The following is a 17,032-nucleotide window of genomic DNA, read 5'->3' on the forward strand; positions in this document are numbered from 1 at the left end:
CTCGCTCTGCGGCGGCTTAGAGTAAAAAGCGCATGGCGAAAAACGCCACACGCTTTTTTTGAATTCAGGGTTTGATAATAGCCTGACCACGCAACACGTCTAACAATTGCGCAATCAAATTTGTTACCAATTGTTGGCCATCGAGGTGGATTTCCGGCTGCTGCGGCGCCTCGTAAACCGCGTCGATGCCGGTGAAGTTGCGCAGCTCGCCGGCGCGCGCTTTTTTATACAATCCCTTCGGATCGCGCGCCTCGCAGATCGCCAACGGCGTGTCGACGAACACTTCGATAAAGCGATCGTCGCCGAGCATCTCGCGCACCATCTGCCGCTCGGCGCGGTGCGGCGAAATGAACGCGGTCAGCACCACCAGCCCAGCATCCACCATCAGTTTGGCCACTTCCCCCACCCGGCGGATGTTCTCGCGCCGATCTTCGTCCGAGAAGCCGAGATCGCGGCACAGGCCGTGGCGCACGTTATCGCCGTCCAACAGATAGGTGCTGACGCCGAGCCCGTGCAGCGCCTGCTCCAGCGCGCCGGCGACGGTGGATTTGCCCGAGCCGGACAGCCCGGTAAACCACAGCACCGCGCCGCGGTGGCCGTTGCGCGCTTCGCGATCCGCGCGCGTCACCGCGTGCGGATGCCAAACCACGTTCTCATCGTCCGGCCCGGTCGCCCTCAGTTCAGCGGCCACCTTATCGGCCACCGAGCAGATCGCGTGCGCCCCAGTGCGGGAAGTGCTTGCGCACCAGCGCATTCAACTCCAGCTCGAAAGTGCTGAACTCGCCGCGCGCCGCCGATGCGGCCTGCAGCGTTTCGCGTACCAGACCGGCACCCACCGTGACGTTGCTCATGCGATCGATAAAGATCAGCCCGCCGGTGTCGTGATTGCTCTGATAGCTGTCCAGCATCAACGGCTCGTCGAAGGTCAGCTCCACCAGGCCGATGCCGTTAAGCGGCAACGTGTCGGCCGGGTGCTGCGCCAGCGTATTGATCTCCACCTGATGGCGGATACTCTCCACGCGGGCGCGGGTCTTTTTACCGGCGATCTTGATGTCGTAGCTCTGGCCCGGCACCAGCGGCTGCTCGGCCATCCATACCACGTCCACCAGCGCGCTCTGCGCCGCCTGCAGGCTTTCGCCGGCGTCGACCAGCAGATCGCCGCGGCTGATGTCCACCTCATCCTTCAGCACCAGCGTAATCGCCTCGCCCGGCACCGCCTCTTGCAGATCGCCGTCGAAGGTCACGATGCGCGCCACGCTGGACTCCACGCCGGAAGGCAGCACCTTGACCCGTTGCCCCACCCGCACCACGCCGGCGGACAGCGTGCCGGCATAGCCGCGAAAATCGAGGTTCGGGCGGTTGACGTACTGCACCGGGAAGCGCAGCGGCTGGTTTTCTCGCTCGCTGACCACGTCCACGCTCTCCAGCACTTCCAGCAGCGTCGGGCCGCTGTACCACGGCATATGGGCGCTTTCGCTCGCCACGTTGTCGCCGTCCAGCGCCGACAGCGGTACGAATTTGATGTCCAGATCGCCTGGCAGCTGCTGGGCGAAGGTCAGGTAATCCTGTTTGAACTGCTCGAACACCGCTTCCTGGTAGTCCACCAGATCCATCTTGTTCACCGCCACCACTAGGTGGCGAATGCCCAGCAGGGTCGCGATAAAGCTGTGGCGGCGAGTCTGGTCCAATACCCCTTTGCGCGCGTCGATCAACAGGATCGCCAGATCGCAGGTGGAGGCACCGGTGGCCATGTTGCGGGTGTACTGCTCATGCCCCGGGGTATCGGCGATGATAAATTTGCGTTTTTCGGTCGAGAAATAGCGATAGGCCACGTCGATGGTGATGCCCTGCTCGCGCTCGGCTTGCAGGCCGTCCACCAGCAGCGCCAGATCGAGCTTCTCGCCCTGGGTGCCGATGCGTTTGCTGTCGCTGTGCAGCGTCGACAGCTGATCCTCGTAGATCTGGCGGGTATCGTGCAGCAGGCGGCCAATCAGGGTGCTTTTGCCGTCATCGACGCTGCCGCAGGTCAGAAAGCGCAGCAGGCTCTTGTGCTGCTGCGCGTGCAGATAGGATTCGACGCCGCCCTGGTCGGCTATTTGTTGTGCGATTGCGTTGTTCATCCGGCGGCTCCTTAGAAATACCCTTGACGCTTTTTCAGCTCCATCGAGCCGGACTGATCGCGATCGATCATCCGCCCCTGGCGTTCACTGGTGGTGGAGACCAGCATCTCTTCGATGATCTCCGGCAGGGTTTGCGCCTGCGAGTCCACCGCGCCGGTCAGCGGCCAGCACCCCAGGGTGCGGAAACGCACCATGCGCTGGCTGATCACTTCACCCGGCTGCAGATCGATGCGATCGTCGTCCACCATCATCAGCATGCCGTCGCGCTCCACCACCGGGCGAGGTTTCGCCAGGTACAGCGGCACGATGTCGATCTTTTCCAGGAAGATGTACTGCCAGATATCCAGCTCGGTCCAGTTCGACAGCGGGAAGACGCGGATGCTCTCCCCTTTGTTGATCTGGCCGTTGTAGTTGTGCCACAGCTCCGGCCGCTGGTTTTTCGGATCCCAGCGGTGGAAGCGATCGCGGAACGAATAGATGCGCTCTTTGGCGCGCGATTTCTCCTCGTCGCGCCGCGCACCGCCGAAGGCGGCGTCGAAACCATACTTGTTCAACGCCTGCTTCAGGCCCTCGGTCTTCATGATGTCGGTATGCTTGGCGCTGCCGTGCACGAACGGGTTGATGCCCATCGCCACCCCTTCCGGGTTTTTATGCACCAGCAGCTCGAAGCCGTACTCCTTCGCGGTGCGATCGCGGAATTCGTACATTTCGCGGAACTTCCAGCCGGTATCGACGTGCAGCAGCGGGAACGGCAACGTGCCGGGGAAGAACGCCTTGCGCGCCAGATGCAGCATCACGGAAGAGTCTTTACCGATGGAATACAGCATCACCGGGTTGGCGAATTCAGCGGCGACTTCACGGATGATATGGATACTCTCCGCCTCCAATTGCCGCAAATGAGTGAGTCGTTTTTCGTCCATAACAAATCCTTAAAAGCCTTGCCTATGCCAAATTCACGACGGCCGGGCGCGCGGCCCCTTCCGTCTGCGATTGATGCCCGAACCAGGCGATTTGATGGTGCAGTTCCACCACTTCGCCAATCACCAGCAGCGCCGGCAGCGGCGCCCGTTGGGCCAGATGTTCCAGTTGATCCAGCGTGCCGATCTGCACCTGCTGATCGGCGCGCGTGCCGCGGCTGATCACCGCCACCGGCGTATCGGCAGCGCGGCCGTGGGCGATCAGGCGTTGGCTGATGTCCGCCGCCTTCATGGTGCCCATATAGATAGCCAGCGTCTGCCGCGCCCGGGCCAGATCGGCCCAGTCCAGGCCATCGCCGTCGGGGCGGCAGTGGCCGGTGATAAAGGTCACGCTCTGCGCGTGGTCGCGGTGCGTCAGCGGAATGCCGGCGTAGGCGGTCGCCCCCGCGGCGGCCGTGACGCCCGGCACCACCTGAAACGGAATGCCGGCGGCGGCGGCCACCTGCAGCTCTTCGCCGCCGCGGCCAAAGATGAACGGATCGCCGCCCTTGAGACGCACCACGCGTTTGCCCTGCTGCGCCAGCTCCACCAGCAGCCGGTTGGTCTCTTCCTGGATCACCGAGTGCGCGCCGGCGCGCTTGCCCACGCAGATGCGCTCGGCGTCGCGGCGCACCAGATCGAGGATCTCGCCGCTGACCAGGTGGTCATACAGCACCACGTCCGCCTGCTGCATCACCTGCAGCCCGCGCAGGGTCAACAGCCCCACGTCGCCTGGCCCGGCGCCCACCAGGGCTATCTCGCCCTGCACGCCTTCATCGCCTGCGGCGAAGCTTTGCAAATCCTGCTCCAGCTGCCGCTCCGCCTGCGCCGTCTGGCCGTTGGCCACCAGCGTGGCGAAACGGCCGCCGAAGGCTTTCTCCCAGAAACGACGACGTTCGCCGATCGAGGCCAGCCGCTGTTTGGCCTGGCCGCGCCAGCGGCCCGCCACCTGCGCCATCTGCCCCAAACTGGCGGGCAGCAACGCCTCCAGCTTTTCGCGCAGCAACCGCGCCAGCACCGGAGCCTGGCCGCTGGACGATACAGCTACCACCAGCGGCGAGCGATCGATGATCGACGGGAAGATGAACGAACAGCGCGGCTGATCGTCCACCACGTTGGCCAACACCCGGCGTTTATCCGCCTCGGCGAACACCGCGGCATTCAGCGCGTTGTCGTCCGTGGCGGCGATCGCCAGAAACACCTCGTCCAGCTGTTGCGGGTCAAAGGTTTTCCCCAGCCAGAGCAGTTGCCCTTGCTGACGTTGTTGTTCCAGTTCCGGTGAGAGCGACTGCGCAACTATCCGTATTTCAGCCCCGGCGCGCTGAAGCAGATCGACTTTGCGCGCAGCCACGTCACCGCCGCCAACGACCAGCACCGGACGTTGTTTCAGGTCGGCAAATATTGGTAGATAGTCCACAACAGCCTTTTCATATAACAGAAAGATAGTGTGACTATACGGGCTGAGATTTAGCCTCTGAAATGACGAAAAGGAATGATTAGTTCCTTTATGGAATATAGGCCGCAACGCCAGAGGCAAACGGTGATAACTGCGGCGACGGTTTGCGCATTCGCGCGAAAATTAAGAGACGGGGAAATTGTGTAATGCCGCCCGGCGTCTCATACTGGGTGCCGAAGAAAAATGATCGGCAGCGCCGATAGCAAAGAAGGATTTTTCGGTATGTTTTCCCGTTTTTACCTGAAGACCAGCCTGCTGGCCCTCGCACTCGGCGGCGTCTTCAGCGTTTGTGCCGCACAGCCCGCAAAAGACGCGCCAATGGGCCGTTTCGCCGCCGAACAGACCCGCCACATCGCCACTTACTTCCCCGGCCGCATGGCGGGCAGCCCGGCCGAATTGCTCACCGCCGACTACCTGAAGCAGCAGTTCAGCAAGATGGGTTATCAAAGCGATATTCGCAGCGTCAACACGCGCTATCTCTACACCAGCAAAGACGGCAAGAAGAATTGGAACAACGTCACCGCCAGCTCGGTGATCGCCGCCCGCAACGGCGACAGCCCGAAACAAATAGTGATTGTCGCCCACTTCGACACCTACACGCCGCAGAGCGACGAAGACCTGGATAACAACCTCGGCGGCCTGACGCTGCAGGGCGTCGACGACAACGCCTCCGGCATCGGCGTGATGCTGGAGTTGGCGGAGCGACTGAAGAGCATCCCCACCGCCTACGGCCTGCGCTTCGTCGCCACCAGCGCCGAAGAGATCGGCTCGCTGGGCGCACAAAACTACCTGCAACGCATGAGCGCGGAAGAGAAAAGCAACACCGTGCTGGTGATCAACCTCGACAGCCTGATCACCGGCGATCGTCTGTACTTCAACGCCGGGCGCAACACGCCGCCGCAAATGGCGAAACGCTCCCGCGATCGCGCGCTGGATATCGCCCACCGCTACGGCATCGCCGCCGCCAGCAATCCGGGTAGCGCCCAGCATCCGAAGGGCACCGGCTGCTGCTCCGATCAAGAGGTGTTCGACGCCGCAGGCATCCCGGTGCTGTCGGTGGAGGCCACCAACTGGTCGCTGGGCGACAAGGACGGCTACCAGCAGCGCGCCGTCAGCCCGCACTTCCCGCAGGGCATCACCTGGCACCGCCCGCAGTACGACAACCTGCAGTATCTGGATCGCTATCTGCCGGGGCGGATCGACAAACGCAGCCGCGAAAGCGTGCAGATCCTGCTACCGCTGATCAAAGAGCTGGCGCAGGCGCACCCACCGAAAGCACAGAAGAAAAAGTAGCCCGCAAAAAAACAGGGCCCAGCATTGCTGAGCCCCGTCATGTTGATCGCGCCGTTTAGCCTTCGTGCAGGCCGCACTCGCGCTTCAGGCCGAAGAAACGCGTCTCTTCCTCGCTCATGCCCGGCTCCCACTTCTGGGTGGTGTGGGTATCGCCTACCGACAGGTAGCCCTGCTCCCACAGCGGGTGATAGCTCAGCCCATGTTCGGTCAGGTACTGGTAAATCTTGCGGTTGTCCCAGTCGATGATCGGCAGGATCTTGAACACCCCGCGCTGCACCGCCAGCACCGGCAGATTGGCGCGGCTGCCGGACTGCTCGCGCCGCAGGCCGGCGAACCAGCTCTGCGCCCCCAGCGTCTCCAGCGCGCGGTTCATCGGCTCGACCTTGTTGATCTGGTTGTACTTCTCAATCCCTTCCACGCCCTGCTCCCACAGTTTGCCGTAGCGCGCCTCTTGCCAGGCGGGAGACTGTTCGGCGCGGAACACCTGCAGATTCAGCTTCAGCTGGTCGGTCAGTTGATCGATAAAGCGGTAGGTTTCCGGGAACAGGTAACCGGTGTCGGTCAGGATCACCGGGATATCCGGCCGGATGCGCGTCACCAGGTGCAGGCATACCGCCGCCTGAATACCGAAACTGGACGAGAGTACAAACTCGCCGGGCAGATGCTCCAGCGCCCATGCAACGCGCTGTTCGGCGCTGAGGGTCTCCAGTTGGCCGTTGACCACCGCCAATGCCAGCGCCTGCCCGGATTTGGGCAACGCGTTCAGCGCCGCCAGATCGAATTCAGCCATGTTGTCTCTCCTGCTACTTGAAATTACCTGTGCGGCCCCTCTGCCCAGGGGCCGCCCGGCCTCACTCCCAGAAATCTCGCGCCGGATCCAGCACCGGTTTGACGATGCCCGCGCGAACGGTGAAGTCGCCGAAGCCTTCGCCGGCGTTGCGCTCCTTCGCCCAGCGCCCCACCAGCAGGTCGATCTCGCTCAGGATCTCGTCTTCGTTGATGTTCTCGCGGTACATGCGCGGAATGCGCGTGCCTTCGCGGTTGCCGCCCAAATGCAGGTTATAGCGGCCGACCGCCTTGCCCACCAGCCCCAGCTCCGCCAGCAGCGCGCGGCCGCAGCCGTTCGGGCAGCCGGTGATGCGCAGCACGATATGCTCGTCGCCCACCCCGTGCCGATGCATGATCCCTTCCACCTTGGTGACGAACTGCGGCAGGAAGCGCTCGGCCTCCGCCATCGCCAGCGGGCAGGTCGGGAACGATACGCAGGCCATCGAGTTCTTGCGTTGCTCGCTGATCTCGTCGTCGATCAGGCCATGATCGCGCGCCAGGGCTTCGATCTTCGCCTTCTCGCTTTCCGGCACGCCGGCGATGATCACGTTTTGGTTCGCCGTCAGACGGAAGTCGCCTTTATGGATCTTGGCGATCTCCGCCATGCCGGTCTTCAGCGGGCGCCCCGGATAGTCCAGCAGGCGGCCGTTCTCGATAAACAGCGTCAGGTGCCATTGATCGTCGATGCCCTTCACCCAACCGATGCGATCGCCGCGGCCGGTGAATTCATACGGCCGGATCGGCGCGAAGGTGATACCGGCGCGCTTTTCCACTTCGGCGCGGAAAACGTCCACCCCGACGCGCTCCAGCGTGTATTTGGTTTTGGCGTTCTTGCGATCGGTGCGGTTGCCCCAGTCGCGCTGCGTGGTCACCACCGCTTCCGCCACCGCCAGCGTATGCTCGAGCGGAATGTAGCCGAATTCGCTGGCCTGCCGCGCGTAGGTCTTCTTGTTGCCGTGTTCGATGGACAGCCCGCCGCCCACCAGCAGGTTGAAGCCTACCAGCTTGCCGTTTTCGGCGATCGCCACGAAGTTCATGTCGTTGGCGTGCAGATCGACGTCGTTCTGCGGCGGGATCACCACCGTGGTTTTGAATTTGCGCGGCAGGTAGGTCGGCCCCAGAATCGGCTCTTCGTCGGTGGTGGCCACCTTCTCCTGATCCAGCCACACCTCAGCGTAGGCACGGGTGCGCGGCAGCAGGTGTTCGGAGATCTTCTTCGCCCACTCGTAGGCTTCCTGATGCAGCTCGGATTCCACCGGGTTGGAGGTGCACAGCACGTTGCGGTTAACGTCGTTGGCGGTCGCCAACGCGTCCAGCCCCAGACGGTTCAGCAGCTGGTGCACCGGTTTGACGTTGCCTTTCAGAATGCCGTGAAACTGGAACGTCTGGCGGTTGGTGATGCGAATGCTGCCGTACAGCGTGCTCTCCTGCGCGAACTTGTCGATGCCCAGCCACTGCTGCGGGCTGATGATGCCGCCCGGCAGGCGGCAGCGCAGCATCATGGCGTGGCGCGGCTCCAGCTTCTGCTCGGCGCGTTCGGCGCGAATATCGCGGTCATCCTGCTGGTACATGCCGTGAAAACGGATCAGCAGGAAGTTGTCGCCGTTGAAGCCGCCGGTCAGGCCGTCGTTCAAATCTTCGGCGATGGTGCCGCGCAGGAAGTTGCTCTCCTTCTTCATGCGCTCCGCATCGGCCAGTTTGCCTTCGACTACCAAAGGCCCGGGGTGTTTATCACTCATCAGTAAACATCTCGCTGATAACGGCGCTCAAGGCGCAGCTCACTTAAAAATTCATCCGCCTGCTCGGTATCCATGCCACCGTGCTCGGCCACCAGTTCCAGTAATGTGTTTTCCACGTCTTTCGCCATGCGATTGGCATCGCCGCAGACGTAAATGTGCGCGCCTTCCTGAATCCAGCGCCACACTTCCGCGCCCTGTTCGCGCAGTTTGTCTTGTACGTATATTTTATGTTGCTGGTCGCGGGACCAGGCCAGATCGATGCGGGTCAGCAGGCCGTCTTTCACGTAGCGCTGCCATTCGACCTGATACAGGAAATCTTCGGTGAAGTGCGGGTTGCCGAAGAACAGCCAGTTTTTGCCGCCGGCGCCGTCGGCGTCGCGCTGCTGCATAAAGGCGCGGAACGGCGCGATGCCGGTGCCCGGGCCGATCATGATCACCGGCGTTTCCGGGTTGGCCGGCAGGCGGAAGTTGTCGTTGTGTTCGATAAACACCCGCACGTCGCCGTCTTCCTCCAGGCGATCCGCCAGGAAGCCGGAGGCGCCGCCGCTGCGGGCGCGCCCGTCGATGTCGTAACGCACCACGCCCACGGTGATGTGCACTTCGCTTTCGTTCTCCGCCTGCGAAGAGGCGATGGAGTACAGACGCGGCGTCAGCGGGCGCAGCAGGCCGACCAGCTGTTCGGCGCTCAGATCCGCCGGCGCCTGACGCACCATGTCGACGATCGGCGTGTTGTGCGCGTACTGCTGCAGCGCGGCTTTATCCGCCAACAGGCCGATCAGCGTTTCGTCGCGCGACAGCGCGGCGTATTTATCGACGATCGGCGTGGTGTTCTGCGTCAGCTCGAAATGGCTGCGCAGCGCCTGCGCCAGCGGCAGGGTTTGCCCTTCCACCTCGACCGGTTCGTCGCCTTTCAGCCACAACAGCTGCACCAGTTCGTCCACCAGCGCCGGATCGTTGTCGAACCATACGCCGAGCGCATCGCCCGGCTGATAGCGCAGGCCGGAGTCGCCCAGATCGATTTCGATATGGCGCACGTCTTTATCCGACGCGCGGCCGGTAATTTTCTGATTGACCGCAAGCTGGGCGGTAAGCGGTTGTTCCTTGCTGTACGGGCTGCTGTCGATCAGATCGACCGCGCCGCTGGCCAACACGCCCGGTGCGGCGCTTTCCGCCGGCGCGCGCGCCTTCAGCACCGACACCACCTGTTTGCGCCAGGCGGCGGCCAGTTCCTGGTACTCCACGTCGGCGTCCACGCGCTCCACCAGGCGCTCGGCGCCCAGCTCGGCCAGCTTGCCGTCGAAATCCTTACCAGACTGGCAGAAATTCTCATAAGAGGTGTCGCCCAGCCCGAACACCGCAAAAGCGGTGTCATTCAGCTTCGGCGCCTTCTTCGAGAACAGGAATTTATGCAGCGCCACCGCTTCTTCCGCCGGCTCGCCTTCCCCCTGCGTAGAGGCGACGATCACCAGCAGGCGCTCTTGAGCTATCTGCTTGAACTTGTAGTCGCCGGCGCTGATCAGCGTGGCGCTCAGATTGGCGGCCAGCAGATCGTCGCGCAGCTGCTCCGCCAGGCGGCGCGCATTGCCGGTCTGCGAAGCGGAAATGATGGTGATGCCGGCGGCAGCCGCAGGGGCGACAGGCGCAATGGCCACGGCTCCGGGCTGTTGATTGACCATGCCCCAAAAATAGCCGGACAGCCACGCCAGCTGCGTCGGCGAATAGTCGCCGATCGTCGCCTGCAAGCGCGCCAGCTGTTCGGGCGTCAGCGGGAGCAAAGATGTTGGAGGAGCCTGAGTCGTCATTGCTGTACTTATTTCCTATACTTAGCGCCTTTCCTGCCAGGCGCGCGCCAGTGCCAGTCGCTGTCTCTTCGCTGCGTCGGGTGTGCGGAAAAGATCAGGAGAGTTTGTAAGGTTACCGAGCAGAATAGCAACGATTAAATAAGGGATAGCAATAAATCATAACCAAAATGACTAAGCTGTTTTTCTGGTAAGGGATAATGCTTAAACCGTTAAACAAAGTTTTTTATCCAGATGAAATTAAAGCGCTTTTTTTCATCATTTTTTCACCGTTCAACATTTCGACTCATAACCCCAGCCGATAGGTGCCGCAAACACCAAACAAAAAAAGTGTTAACCGGGCGCGGTTACCGCGGCGGTAGACCATAACGGTATAAATGGCAAGCAGACGCGCTTTCCGGTACTATGCGGCGGTTTTTGAGTCAATGAGGCCGTAATAATGGCAACCACGCTGTTTAAAGATTTTCAGTTTGAAGCCGCACACCGCTTGCCGCACGTGCCGGAGGGCCATAAATGCGGCCGTCTGCATGGGCATTCGTTTATGGTGCGTCTGGAAGTGACCGGTGAAGTGGATCCCCACACCGGTTGGGTGATGGATTTCGCCGAGCTCAAGGCTGTGTTTTCCCCGATCTGGGAGCGGCTGGATCACCATTATCTGAACGATATTCCAGGATTGGAAAATCCCACCAGCGAAGTGCTCGCCGCCTGGATTTGGCAGCAGCTCAAGCCCCAGTTGCCGGAACTGACTGCGGTGATGGTGAAAGAGACCTGTACTGCGGGATGCGTATATAAAGGTTAAAAGAAAGGGCGCCCAAGGGCGCCCTGATTTTAGGCGATGTTCAGATACTTGTGGGTCTGCATCGACAGCCGCCAGTTGCGCGCGATGCAGGTTTCGATGCACAGGCGGGTCGCCTCTTCTTTCTGGCTGATCGGCTGCAGCGCAATAATGCGCGCCTTGTCGTCCTGCAGCGTCGCCAGCAGCGCGTCCAGCGCCTCGATGTCGCGCTCGCGCGCCACCGGATGCTTCACCTCGTCGGCGCGCCGCAGCGCCTGATCCAGCACCTTCATGCCGCCGCGCATATTCACCTTCGGCGAAACCGTCACCCAGGTGTTGGCGGAACAGCGCACCTCGTGGGTGCCGCTGGTCTCAATCTGGCAGCCGTAGCCATGCTGTTCGAACAGCTCGGTCAGCGGTGTCAGATCGTAGATGCAGGGTTCGCCGCCGGTGATCACCACATGGCGCGCGGTGTAACCTTGTTGGCGCATCACCGCCAACAGTTGCTCGGCGCTGGCGTTGCCCCAGGCGTCGCTTTCCTCTGTTTTGACCAGGATCCGTTGCAGGTCGACTTCCCGATTGGCTTCCTTTTCCCAGGTATGTTTGGTGTCGCACCAACTGCACCCTACCGGGCAGCCCTGCAAGCGGATAAAAATGGCCGGCACGCCGGTGAAAAAGCCTTCGCCCTGCAAGGTTTGGAACATCTCATTGATCGGGTACTGCATCGGTTTCTCAATCTGGAAAAGTAAAAAGCGATTATCGCAGATTCCGGCCCGGCGACCAAACGGCCAACATTGTATTAAATTTTATTCTCCGCGCCGCCGCCAGCATATCTCACCACCCACGGCGTTCATTTAATTTGTGAGTCGGGCCTTGGCCTTTCATTCACGGTGTAACCTGCTTCGCAAAAACAACATTTATTTAACGCATAAGATAAATATATTTGACATAAAGCGCCGACGCGCAGATGTATATACAAGCAAACACAAGCCGAGCGTCAGTTTCGGCCACGTTCCATCCATCACGACTACATCTGCGTTTAGAGGGTGCCATGACTCATTCCACCAGCGAGTTGAACATTCAGCAGGCCATCGACGACAGCAAGTTTTCGCTGTTTCACTGGACCCTGATCATTCTCGGATTCCTGATCCTCGCCATCGACGGTTTCGATACCGCCGCCATGGGCTATATCGCCCCCTCGGTCGCCAAAGACTGGGGCATCATCAAACAGGATCTGGGGCCGGTGCTGAGCGCCGCGCTGCTGGGGCTGTCGCTCGGCGCGCTGATCGCCGGGCCAATCTCCGATCGCATCGGCCGCAAGCGCGTGCTGGTGTTTTCCTGTCTGTTCTTCGGCCTGTCGAGCCTGGCCACCGCCTACGCCGGCTCGCTCAATAGCCTGACGCTGTGGCGTTTCCTCACCGGCCTCGGGCTGGGAGCGGCGATGCCCAACGCCATCACGCTGATCTCCGAATACGCGCCGCAGCGCTGCCGTTCGCTGGCGATCAACACCATGTACTGCGGTTTCCCGCTGGGCGCGGCCGGCGGCGGCGCCATTTCATCGTGGCTGATCCCGAGCTACGGCTGGCACAGCGTGCTGCTGCTCGGCGCCATTGCGCCGCTGGCGTTGACGGTTTTGCTGATCCTGCTGCTGCCGGAATCAGTCAAATACATGGTCAACCGCGGGCAGGATGCGGCGAAGATCAAGCGCATCGCACAGCGCTTCGTCAGCCAGAGCCTGGACGGCGTGACGCGTTTTTACCTGTACGAAGAGAAGCTTACGCACACCAAGACCAGCGTCGGCCTGCTGTTCAGCCGCCCTTACCTGCTCGGCACGCTGATGCTGTGGCTGACCTACTTTATGGGGCTGGTGATCTACTACGTGTTGCTGAGCTGGATGCCGATCCTGATGCAGGGACTGGGTTACCAGCTGGAGCAATCGGCGATGCTCACCTCGCTGTTCACCTTCGGCGGCACGCTCGGCATCCTGGTGGCCGGCTGGCTGATGGATCGCTGGAACGCGCATAAGGTGGTCTCGAGCGGCTTTGTCGCCACTGCCCTGCTGATCGTGGCGATGGCGACCGAGGACAAACACATCGTGCTGCTGGGCGCCTTCATCTTCCTGATGGGCGTCACCATGAACGGCGCGCAGTCCGGGCTGCAAACGCTGGCGGCCACCTTCTACCCCACCCACAGCCGCGCCACCGGCATCGCCTGGATGCAGGGCATCGGCCGCTTCGGCGGCGTCGCCGGCACCATGATGGGCGCCCAACTGCTGGCGATGCAGTGGGAGGTGCAGAGCATCCTGATGTTCCTGTGCGTGCCGGCGCTGATCGCCGCCATCGCCACGGTATGCAAAATGAGCCGCAAACCGACGCTACAACCGGCGGCCTGACCCTGGCAAGCCCGCCACCGACGGCGGGCTTTTTCCCCTGCGGCGATAGGGTTTGTTTATCCCCTGGCCGCAACTGTAATCAGTCTGTAAAAATATTGTGACTAGCCGCCCAAAAATGAGTCATTTTTAATTCATTTTTGCCGAACAGCTCACTTTTCTCCGGCTTTCCATACATGAAGCCGGCGATAAAAAATCGCATATCAAACTGATATAAAAAGAAAATAACTTTTTCTTATGCCACTTTTAAGCGGCAACTGGTCAGTGTTGCATATGCTTGTACATACAAGTATATGTTAATAAACCCTACGCATTGTTATGCCGTGGTACTCATCCCCACCGCGGCATGGAATCTGCACCGATACTGTTTGAGGAAACTGCTGTGACTACAAATAACAAAGTTCGCAATGTCGATGTACGCGCGCCACGCGGCACACAATTAAACGCAAAAAGCTGGCTGACCGAAGCGCCGTTACGCATGCTGATGAACAACCTCGATCCTGAAGTTGCGGAGAACCCACACGAGCTGGTGGTGTACGGCGGCATCGGCCGCGCCGCGCGCGACTGGGATTGCTACGACAAGATCGTCGAAACGCTGAAAACGCTGGAGGAAGACGAAACCCTGCTGGTGCAGTCCGGCAAGCCGGTCGGCGTCTTCAAAACCCACAGCAACGCGCCGCGCGTGCTGATCGCCAACTCCAACCTGGTGCCCCACTGGGCAACCTGGGAACACTTCAACGAGCTGGACGCCAAAGGCCTGGCCATGTACGGCCAGATGACCGCCGGCAGTTGGATCTACATCGGCAGCCAGGGCATCGTTCAGGGCACCTATGAGACCTTCGTCGAAGCGGGCCGCCAGCATTACGACGGCAGCCTGCAGGGCCGCTGGGTGCTGACCGCCGGTTTGGGCGGCATGGGCGGCGCGCAGCCGCTGGCCGCGACGCTGGCGGGCGCCTGCTCGCTGAACATCGAATGTCAGCAGAGCCGCATCGATTTCCGCCTGAAAACCCGCTACGTCGATGAGCAGGCTAAAGATTTGGACGACGCGCTGGCACGCATCAAAAAATACACCTCGGAAGGCAAAGCCATCTCCATCGCCCTGTGCGGCAACGCGGCGGAAATCCTGCCTGAGCTGGTTCGCCGCGGTGTGCGCCCGGACATGGTCACCGATCAGACCAGCGCCCACGATCCGCTGAACGGCTACCTGCCGAAGGGCTGGAGCTGGGAAGAATATCGCCAGCGCGCCCAGACCGAGCCGGCCAAAGTGGTCGCCGCCGCCAAGCAGTCGATGGCCGATCACGTCAAAGCCATGCTGGCCTTCCAGCAGATGGGCGTGCCGACCTTCGACTACGGCAACAACATTCGCCAGATGGCGAAAGAAACCGGTGTCGACAACGCCTTCGACTTCCCGGGCTTCGTGCCGGCCTACATCCGTCCGCTGTTCTGCCGCGGCATCGGGCCATTCCGCTGGGCGGCGCTGTCCGGCGATCCGCAGGACATCTACAAAACCGACGCCATGGTGAAAGAGCTGATCCCGGATGACGAACACCTGCACCGCTGGCTGGACATGGCGCGCGAGCGCATCAGCTTCCAGGGCCTGCCGGCGCGCATCTGCTGGGTTGGCCTCGGCCAGCGCGCCAAGCTGGGCCTGGCGTTCAACGAAATGGTGCGCCGGGGCGAACTGTCCGCCCCGATCGTCATCGGCCGCGATCACCTGGATTCCGGCTCCGTTTCCAGCCCGAACCGTGAAACCGAAGCGATGAAAGACGGCTCCGATGCGGTTTCCGACTGGCCGTTGCTCAACGCCCTGCTGAACACCGCCAGCGGCGCCACCTGGGTTTCCCTGCACCACGGCGGCGGCGTCGGCATGGGCTTCTCCCAACACTCCGGCATGGTGATCGTCTGCGACGGCACCGACGAAGCCGCCGAGCGCATCGCCCGCGTCCTGCACAATGACCCGGCTACCGGGGTCATGCGTCACGCCGACGCCGGTTACGATATCGCTATCGACTGCGCCCGCGAGCAAGGCCTGAACCTGCCGATGGTTGCCGCGACCCAAGGAGAAAAAGCATGAAAGCGCTGACTATTCGCCCGGGCAAACTGACGCTGGCCCAGCTACGCGACGTCTATCAACACTCGGTGACGCTGACGCTGGACGACAACGCCTACGCGCCAATCCAGCAGAGCGTGGCCTGCGTGGAACGCATCGTTGAGGAAAACCGCACCACTTACGGCATCAACACCGGGTTTGGCCTGCTGGCTTCGACGCGCATCGCCCGCGACGATCTGGAAAACCTGCAGCGTTCGATCGTGCTGTCGCACGCCGCCGGCGTGGGCGAACCGACCGACGACAACCTGGTGCGCCTGATCATGGTGCTGAAGATCAACAGCCTGTCGCGCGGCTTCTCCGGCATTCGTCTGGAAGTCATCCAGGCGCTGATCGCGCTGGTCAACGCCGAAGTTTATCCGCATATTCCGCTGAAGGGCTCGGTCGGCGCCTCCGGCGACCTGGCGCCGCTGGCGCACATGAGCCTGGTGCTGCTGGGCGAAGGCCAGGCGCGCCATCAGGGCCAATGGCTGCCGGCGACCGAAGCGCTGGCTAAGGCCGGCCTGAAACCGCTGACGCTGGCGGCGAAAGAGGGCCTGGCGCTGCTGAACGGCACCCAGGTCTCCGCCGCCTTCGCGCTGCGCGGCCTGTTCGATGCCGAAGACCTGTTCGCCGCCGCGACCGTGGCGGGCAGCCTGACGGTGGAAGCGGCGCTGGGCTCTCGCAGCCCGTTCGATGCGCGCATCCACGAGGTGCGCGGCCAGCGCGGCCAGATCGACGCCGCCCTCGCCTACCGCCACCTGCTCGGCGCGCGCAGCGAAGTCTCCGACTCGCATCGCAACTGCGAAAAAGTGCAGGATCCTTACTCCCTGCGCTGCCAGCCGCAGGTGATGGGCGCCTGCCTGACGCAGATCCGCCAGGCCGCCGAGGTGCTGGAAATTGAAGCCAACGCCGTCTCGGATAACCCGCTGGTGTTCGCCGAACAGGGCGACGTGCTGTCCGGCGGCAACTTCCACGCCGAGCCGGTGGCGATGGCCGCCGATAACCTGGCGCTGGCGTTCGCCGAAATCGGTTCGCTGTCCGAGCGCCGCATCTCGCTGATGATGGACAAGCACATGTCGCAACTGCCACCGTTCCTGGTGGAAAACGGCGGCGTGAACTCCGGCTTCATGATCGCCCAGGTGACCGCCGCGGCGCTGGCCAGCGAAAACAAAGCGCTGGCGCACCCGTCGAGCGTCGACAGCATTCCGACCTCCGCCAACCAGGAAGACCACGTTTCCATGGCGCCGGCCGCCGGTCGCCGCCTGTGGATCATGGCGGACAACGTGCGCGGCATTCTGGCGGTCGAATGGCTGGCCGCCTGTCAGGGCCTGGATTTCCGCAACGGCCTGAAGACCTCGGAAGGTCTGGAGCAGGCGCGCCGTCTGCTGCGCGAGCATGTCAGTTTCTACGACAAGGATCGTTTCTTCGCCCCCGACATTGAAGCCGCCAGCCAACTCTTGGCGGCCGGTCACCTGACATCGCTGCTGCCTGCGGCGCTGCTGCCTAGCCAGGCATAATCATCACACACTGAATCACGCAGTTTGTTCTGCCCCGCCGGGTGCGTTCCACCCGGCGCGGGCAGCGCGTG

At 62.0% G+C, this 17,032-nt stretch carries 13 protein-coding genes; 5 read left to right on the forward strand and 8 right to left on the reverse strand.

Annotation, left to right across the window (positions count from 1 at the left end):
- Nucleotides 1–64: 64 nt before the first annotated feature.
- Genes cysC through cysG form a run of 4 tightly spaced genes read right to left on the reverse strand, consistent with a single transcriptional unit; the run spans nt 65 to nt 4,493 of the window.
- A complete protein-coding gene (gene cysC / locus ACSBQQ_RS14725) occupies nt 65–754 on the reverse strand; it encodes an adenylyl-sulfate kinase (RefSeq protein WP_077791443.1) in 690 nt (229 codons plus the stop codon).
- Nucleotides 693–2,120, reverse strand: coding sequence for a sulfate adenylyltransferase subunit CysN (gene cysN, locus ACSBQQ_RS14730; RefSeq protein ID WP_060428636.1), 1,428 nt, complete (start codon nt 2,118–2,120; stop codon nt 693–695). Before cysN ends, cysC begins: the two co-directional genes overlap by 62 nt.
- An 11-nt stretch (nt 2,121–2,131) precedes the next feature.
- Nucleotides 2,132–3,040: a sulfate adenylyltransferase subunit CysD gene (gene cysD, locus ACSBQQ_RS14735; protein ID WP_004932620.1), complete on the reverse strand. Its 909-nt coding sequence runs from the start codon at nt 3,038–3,040 to the stop codon at nt 2,132–2,134.
- A 22-nt stretch (nt 3,041–3,062) separates the two neighbouring features.
- Nucleotides 3,063–4,493, reverse strand: a complete 1,431-nt coding sequence (gene cysG, locus ACSBQQ_RS14740; RefSeq protein ID WP_033652938.1) for a siroheme synthase CysG — start codon at nt 4,491–4,493, stop codon at nt 3,063–3,065.
- 261 nt (nt 4,494–4,754) lie between these two features.
- Between cysG and ACSBQQ_RS14745 the strand changes: the two genes are divergently transcribed.
- Nucleotides 4,755–5,825, forward strand: coding sequence for an aminopeptidase (locus ACSBQQ_RS14745; protein WP_033649282.1), 1,071 nt, complete (start codon nt 4,755–4,757; stop codon nt 5,823–5,825).
- A gap of 55 nt (nt 5,826–5,880) precedes the next feature.
- On the opposite strand, the gene ACSBQQ_RS14750 is transcribed toward ACSBQQ_RS14745, so the two are convergent.
- From ACSBQQ_RS14750 to cysJ, 3 genes are all read right to left on the reverse strand, one after another.
- Nucleotides 5,881–6,615, reverse strand: coding sequence for a phosphoadenylyl-sulfate reductase (locus ACSBQQ_RS14750; protein ID WP_016929052.1), 735 nt, complete (start codon nt 6,613–6,615; stop codon nt 5,881–5,883).
- 61 nt (nt 6,616–6,676) lie between these two features.
- A complete protein-coding gene (cysI, locus tag ACSBQQ_RS14755) occupies nt 6,677–8,392 on the reverse strand; it encodes an assimilatory sulfite reductase (NADPH) hemoprotein subunit (RefSeq protein WP_016929053.1) in 1,716 nt (571 codons plus the stop codon).
- Complete coding sequence (gene cysJ, locus ACSBQQ_RS14760) at nt 8,392–10,194, reverse strand: NADPH-dependent assimilatory sulfite reductase flavoprotein subunit (RefSeq protein ID WP_033649245.1); 1,803 nt, start codon at nt 10,192–10,194, stop codon at nt 8,392–8,394. Before cysJ ends, cysI begins: the two co-directional genes overlap by 1 nt.
- Before the next feature lie 436 nt (nt 10,195–10,630).
- Between cysJ and queD the strand changes: the two genes are divergently transcribed.
- On the forward strand, nt 10,631–10,990 hold the full coding sequence (queD, locus tag ACSBQQ_RS14765) for a 6-carboxytetrahydropterin synthase QueD (protein ID WP_004932638.1): 360 nt from the start codon (nt 10,631–10,633) through the stop codon (nt 10,988–10,990).
- A 29-nt stretch (nt 10,991–11,019) separates the two neighbouring features.
- Here queD and queE read toward each other — a convergent pair whose 3' ends face one another.
- A complete protein-coding gene (gene queE, locus ACSBQQ_RS14770; protein WP_043148130.1) occupies nt 11,020–11,691 on the reverse strand; it encodes a 7-carboxy-7-deazaguanine synthase QueE in 672 nt (223 codons plus the stop codon).
- A 326-nt stretch (nt 11,692–12,017) separates the two neighbouring features.
- Between queE and ACSBQQ_RS14775 the strand changes: the two genes are divergently transcribed.
- From ACSBQQ_RS14775 to hutH, 3 genes are all read left to right on the forward strand, one after another.
- A complete protein-coding gene (locus ACSBQQ_RS14775; RefSeq protein WP_049213101.1) occupies nt 12,018–13,358 on the forward strand; it encodes an MFS transporter in 1,341 nt (446 codons plus the stop codon).
- A gap of 379 nt (nt 13,359–13,737) precedes the next feature.
- Entirely contained in the window at nt 13,738–15,429 is a 1,692-nt protein-coding gene (gene hutU, locus ACSBQQ_RS14780) for a urocanate hydratase (RefSeq protein ID WP_025159649.1), read from the forward strand.
- The gene (hutH, locus tag ACSBQQ_RS14785; RefSeq protein ID WP_060428640.1) at nt 15,426–16,961 is read left to right on the forward strand and encodes a histidine ammonia-lyase; all 1,536 of its coding nucleotides are present in this window, start codon (nt 15,426–15,428) and stop codon (nt 16,959–16,961) included. Before hutU ends, hutH begins: the two co-directional genes overlap by 4 nt.
- Nucleotides 16,962–17,032: the final 71 nt, after the last annotated feature.

The sequence above is a fragment of the Serratia sp. G204Y genome, from assembly GCF_051172435.1.
Classification (GTDB): Bacteria; Pseudomonadota; Gammaproteobacteria; order Enterobacterales; family Enterobacteriaceae; genus Serratia; species Serratia sarumanii.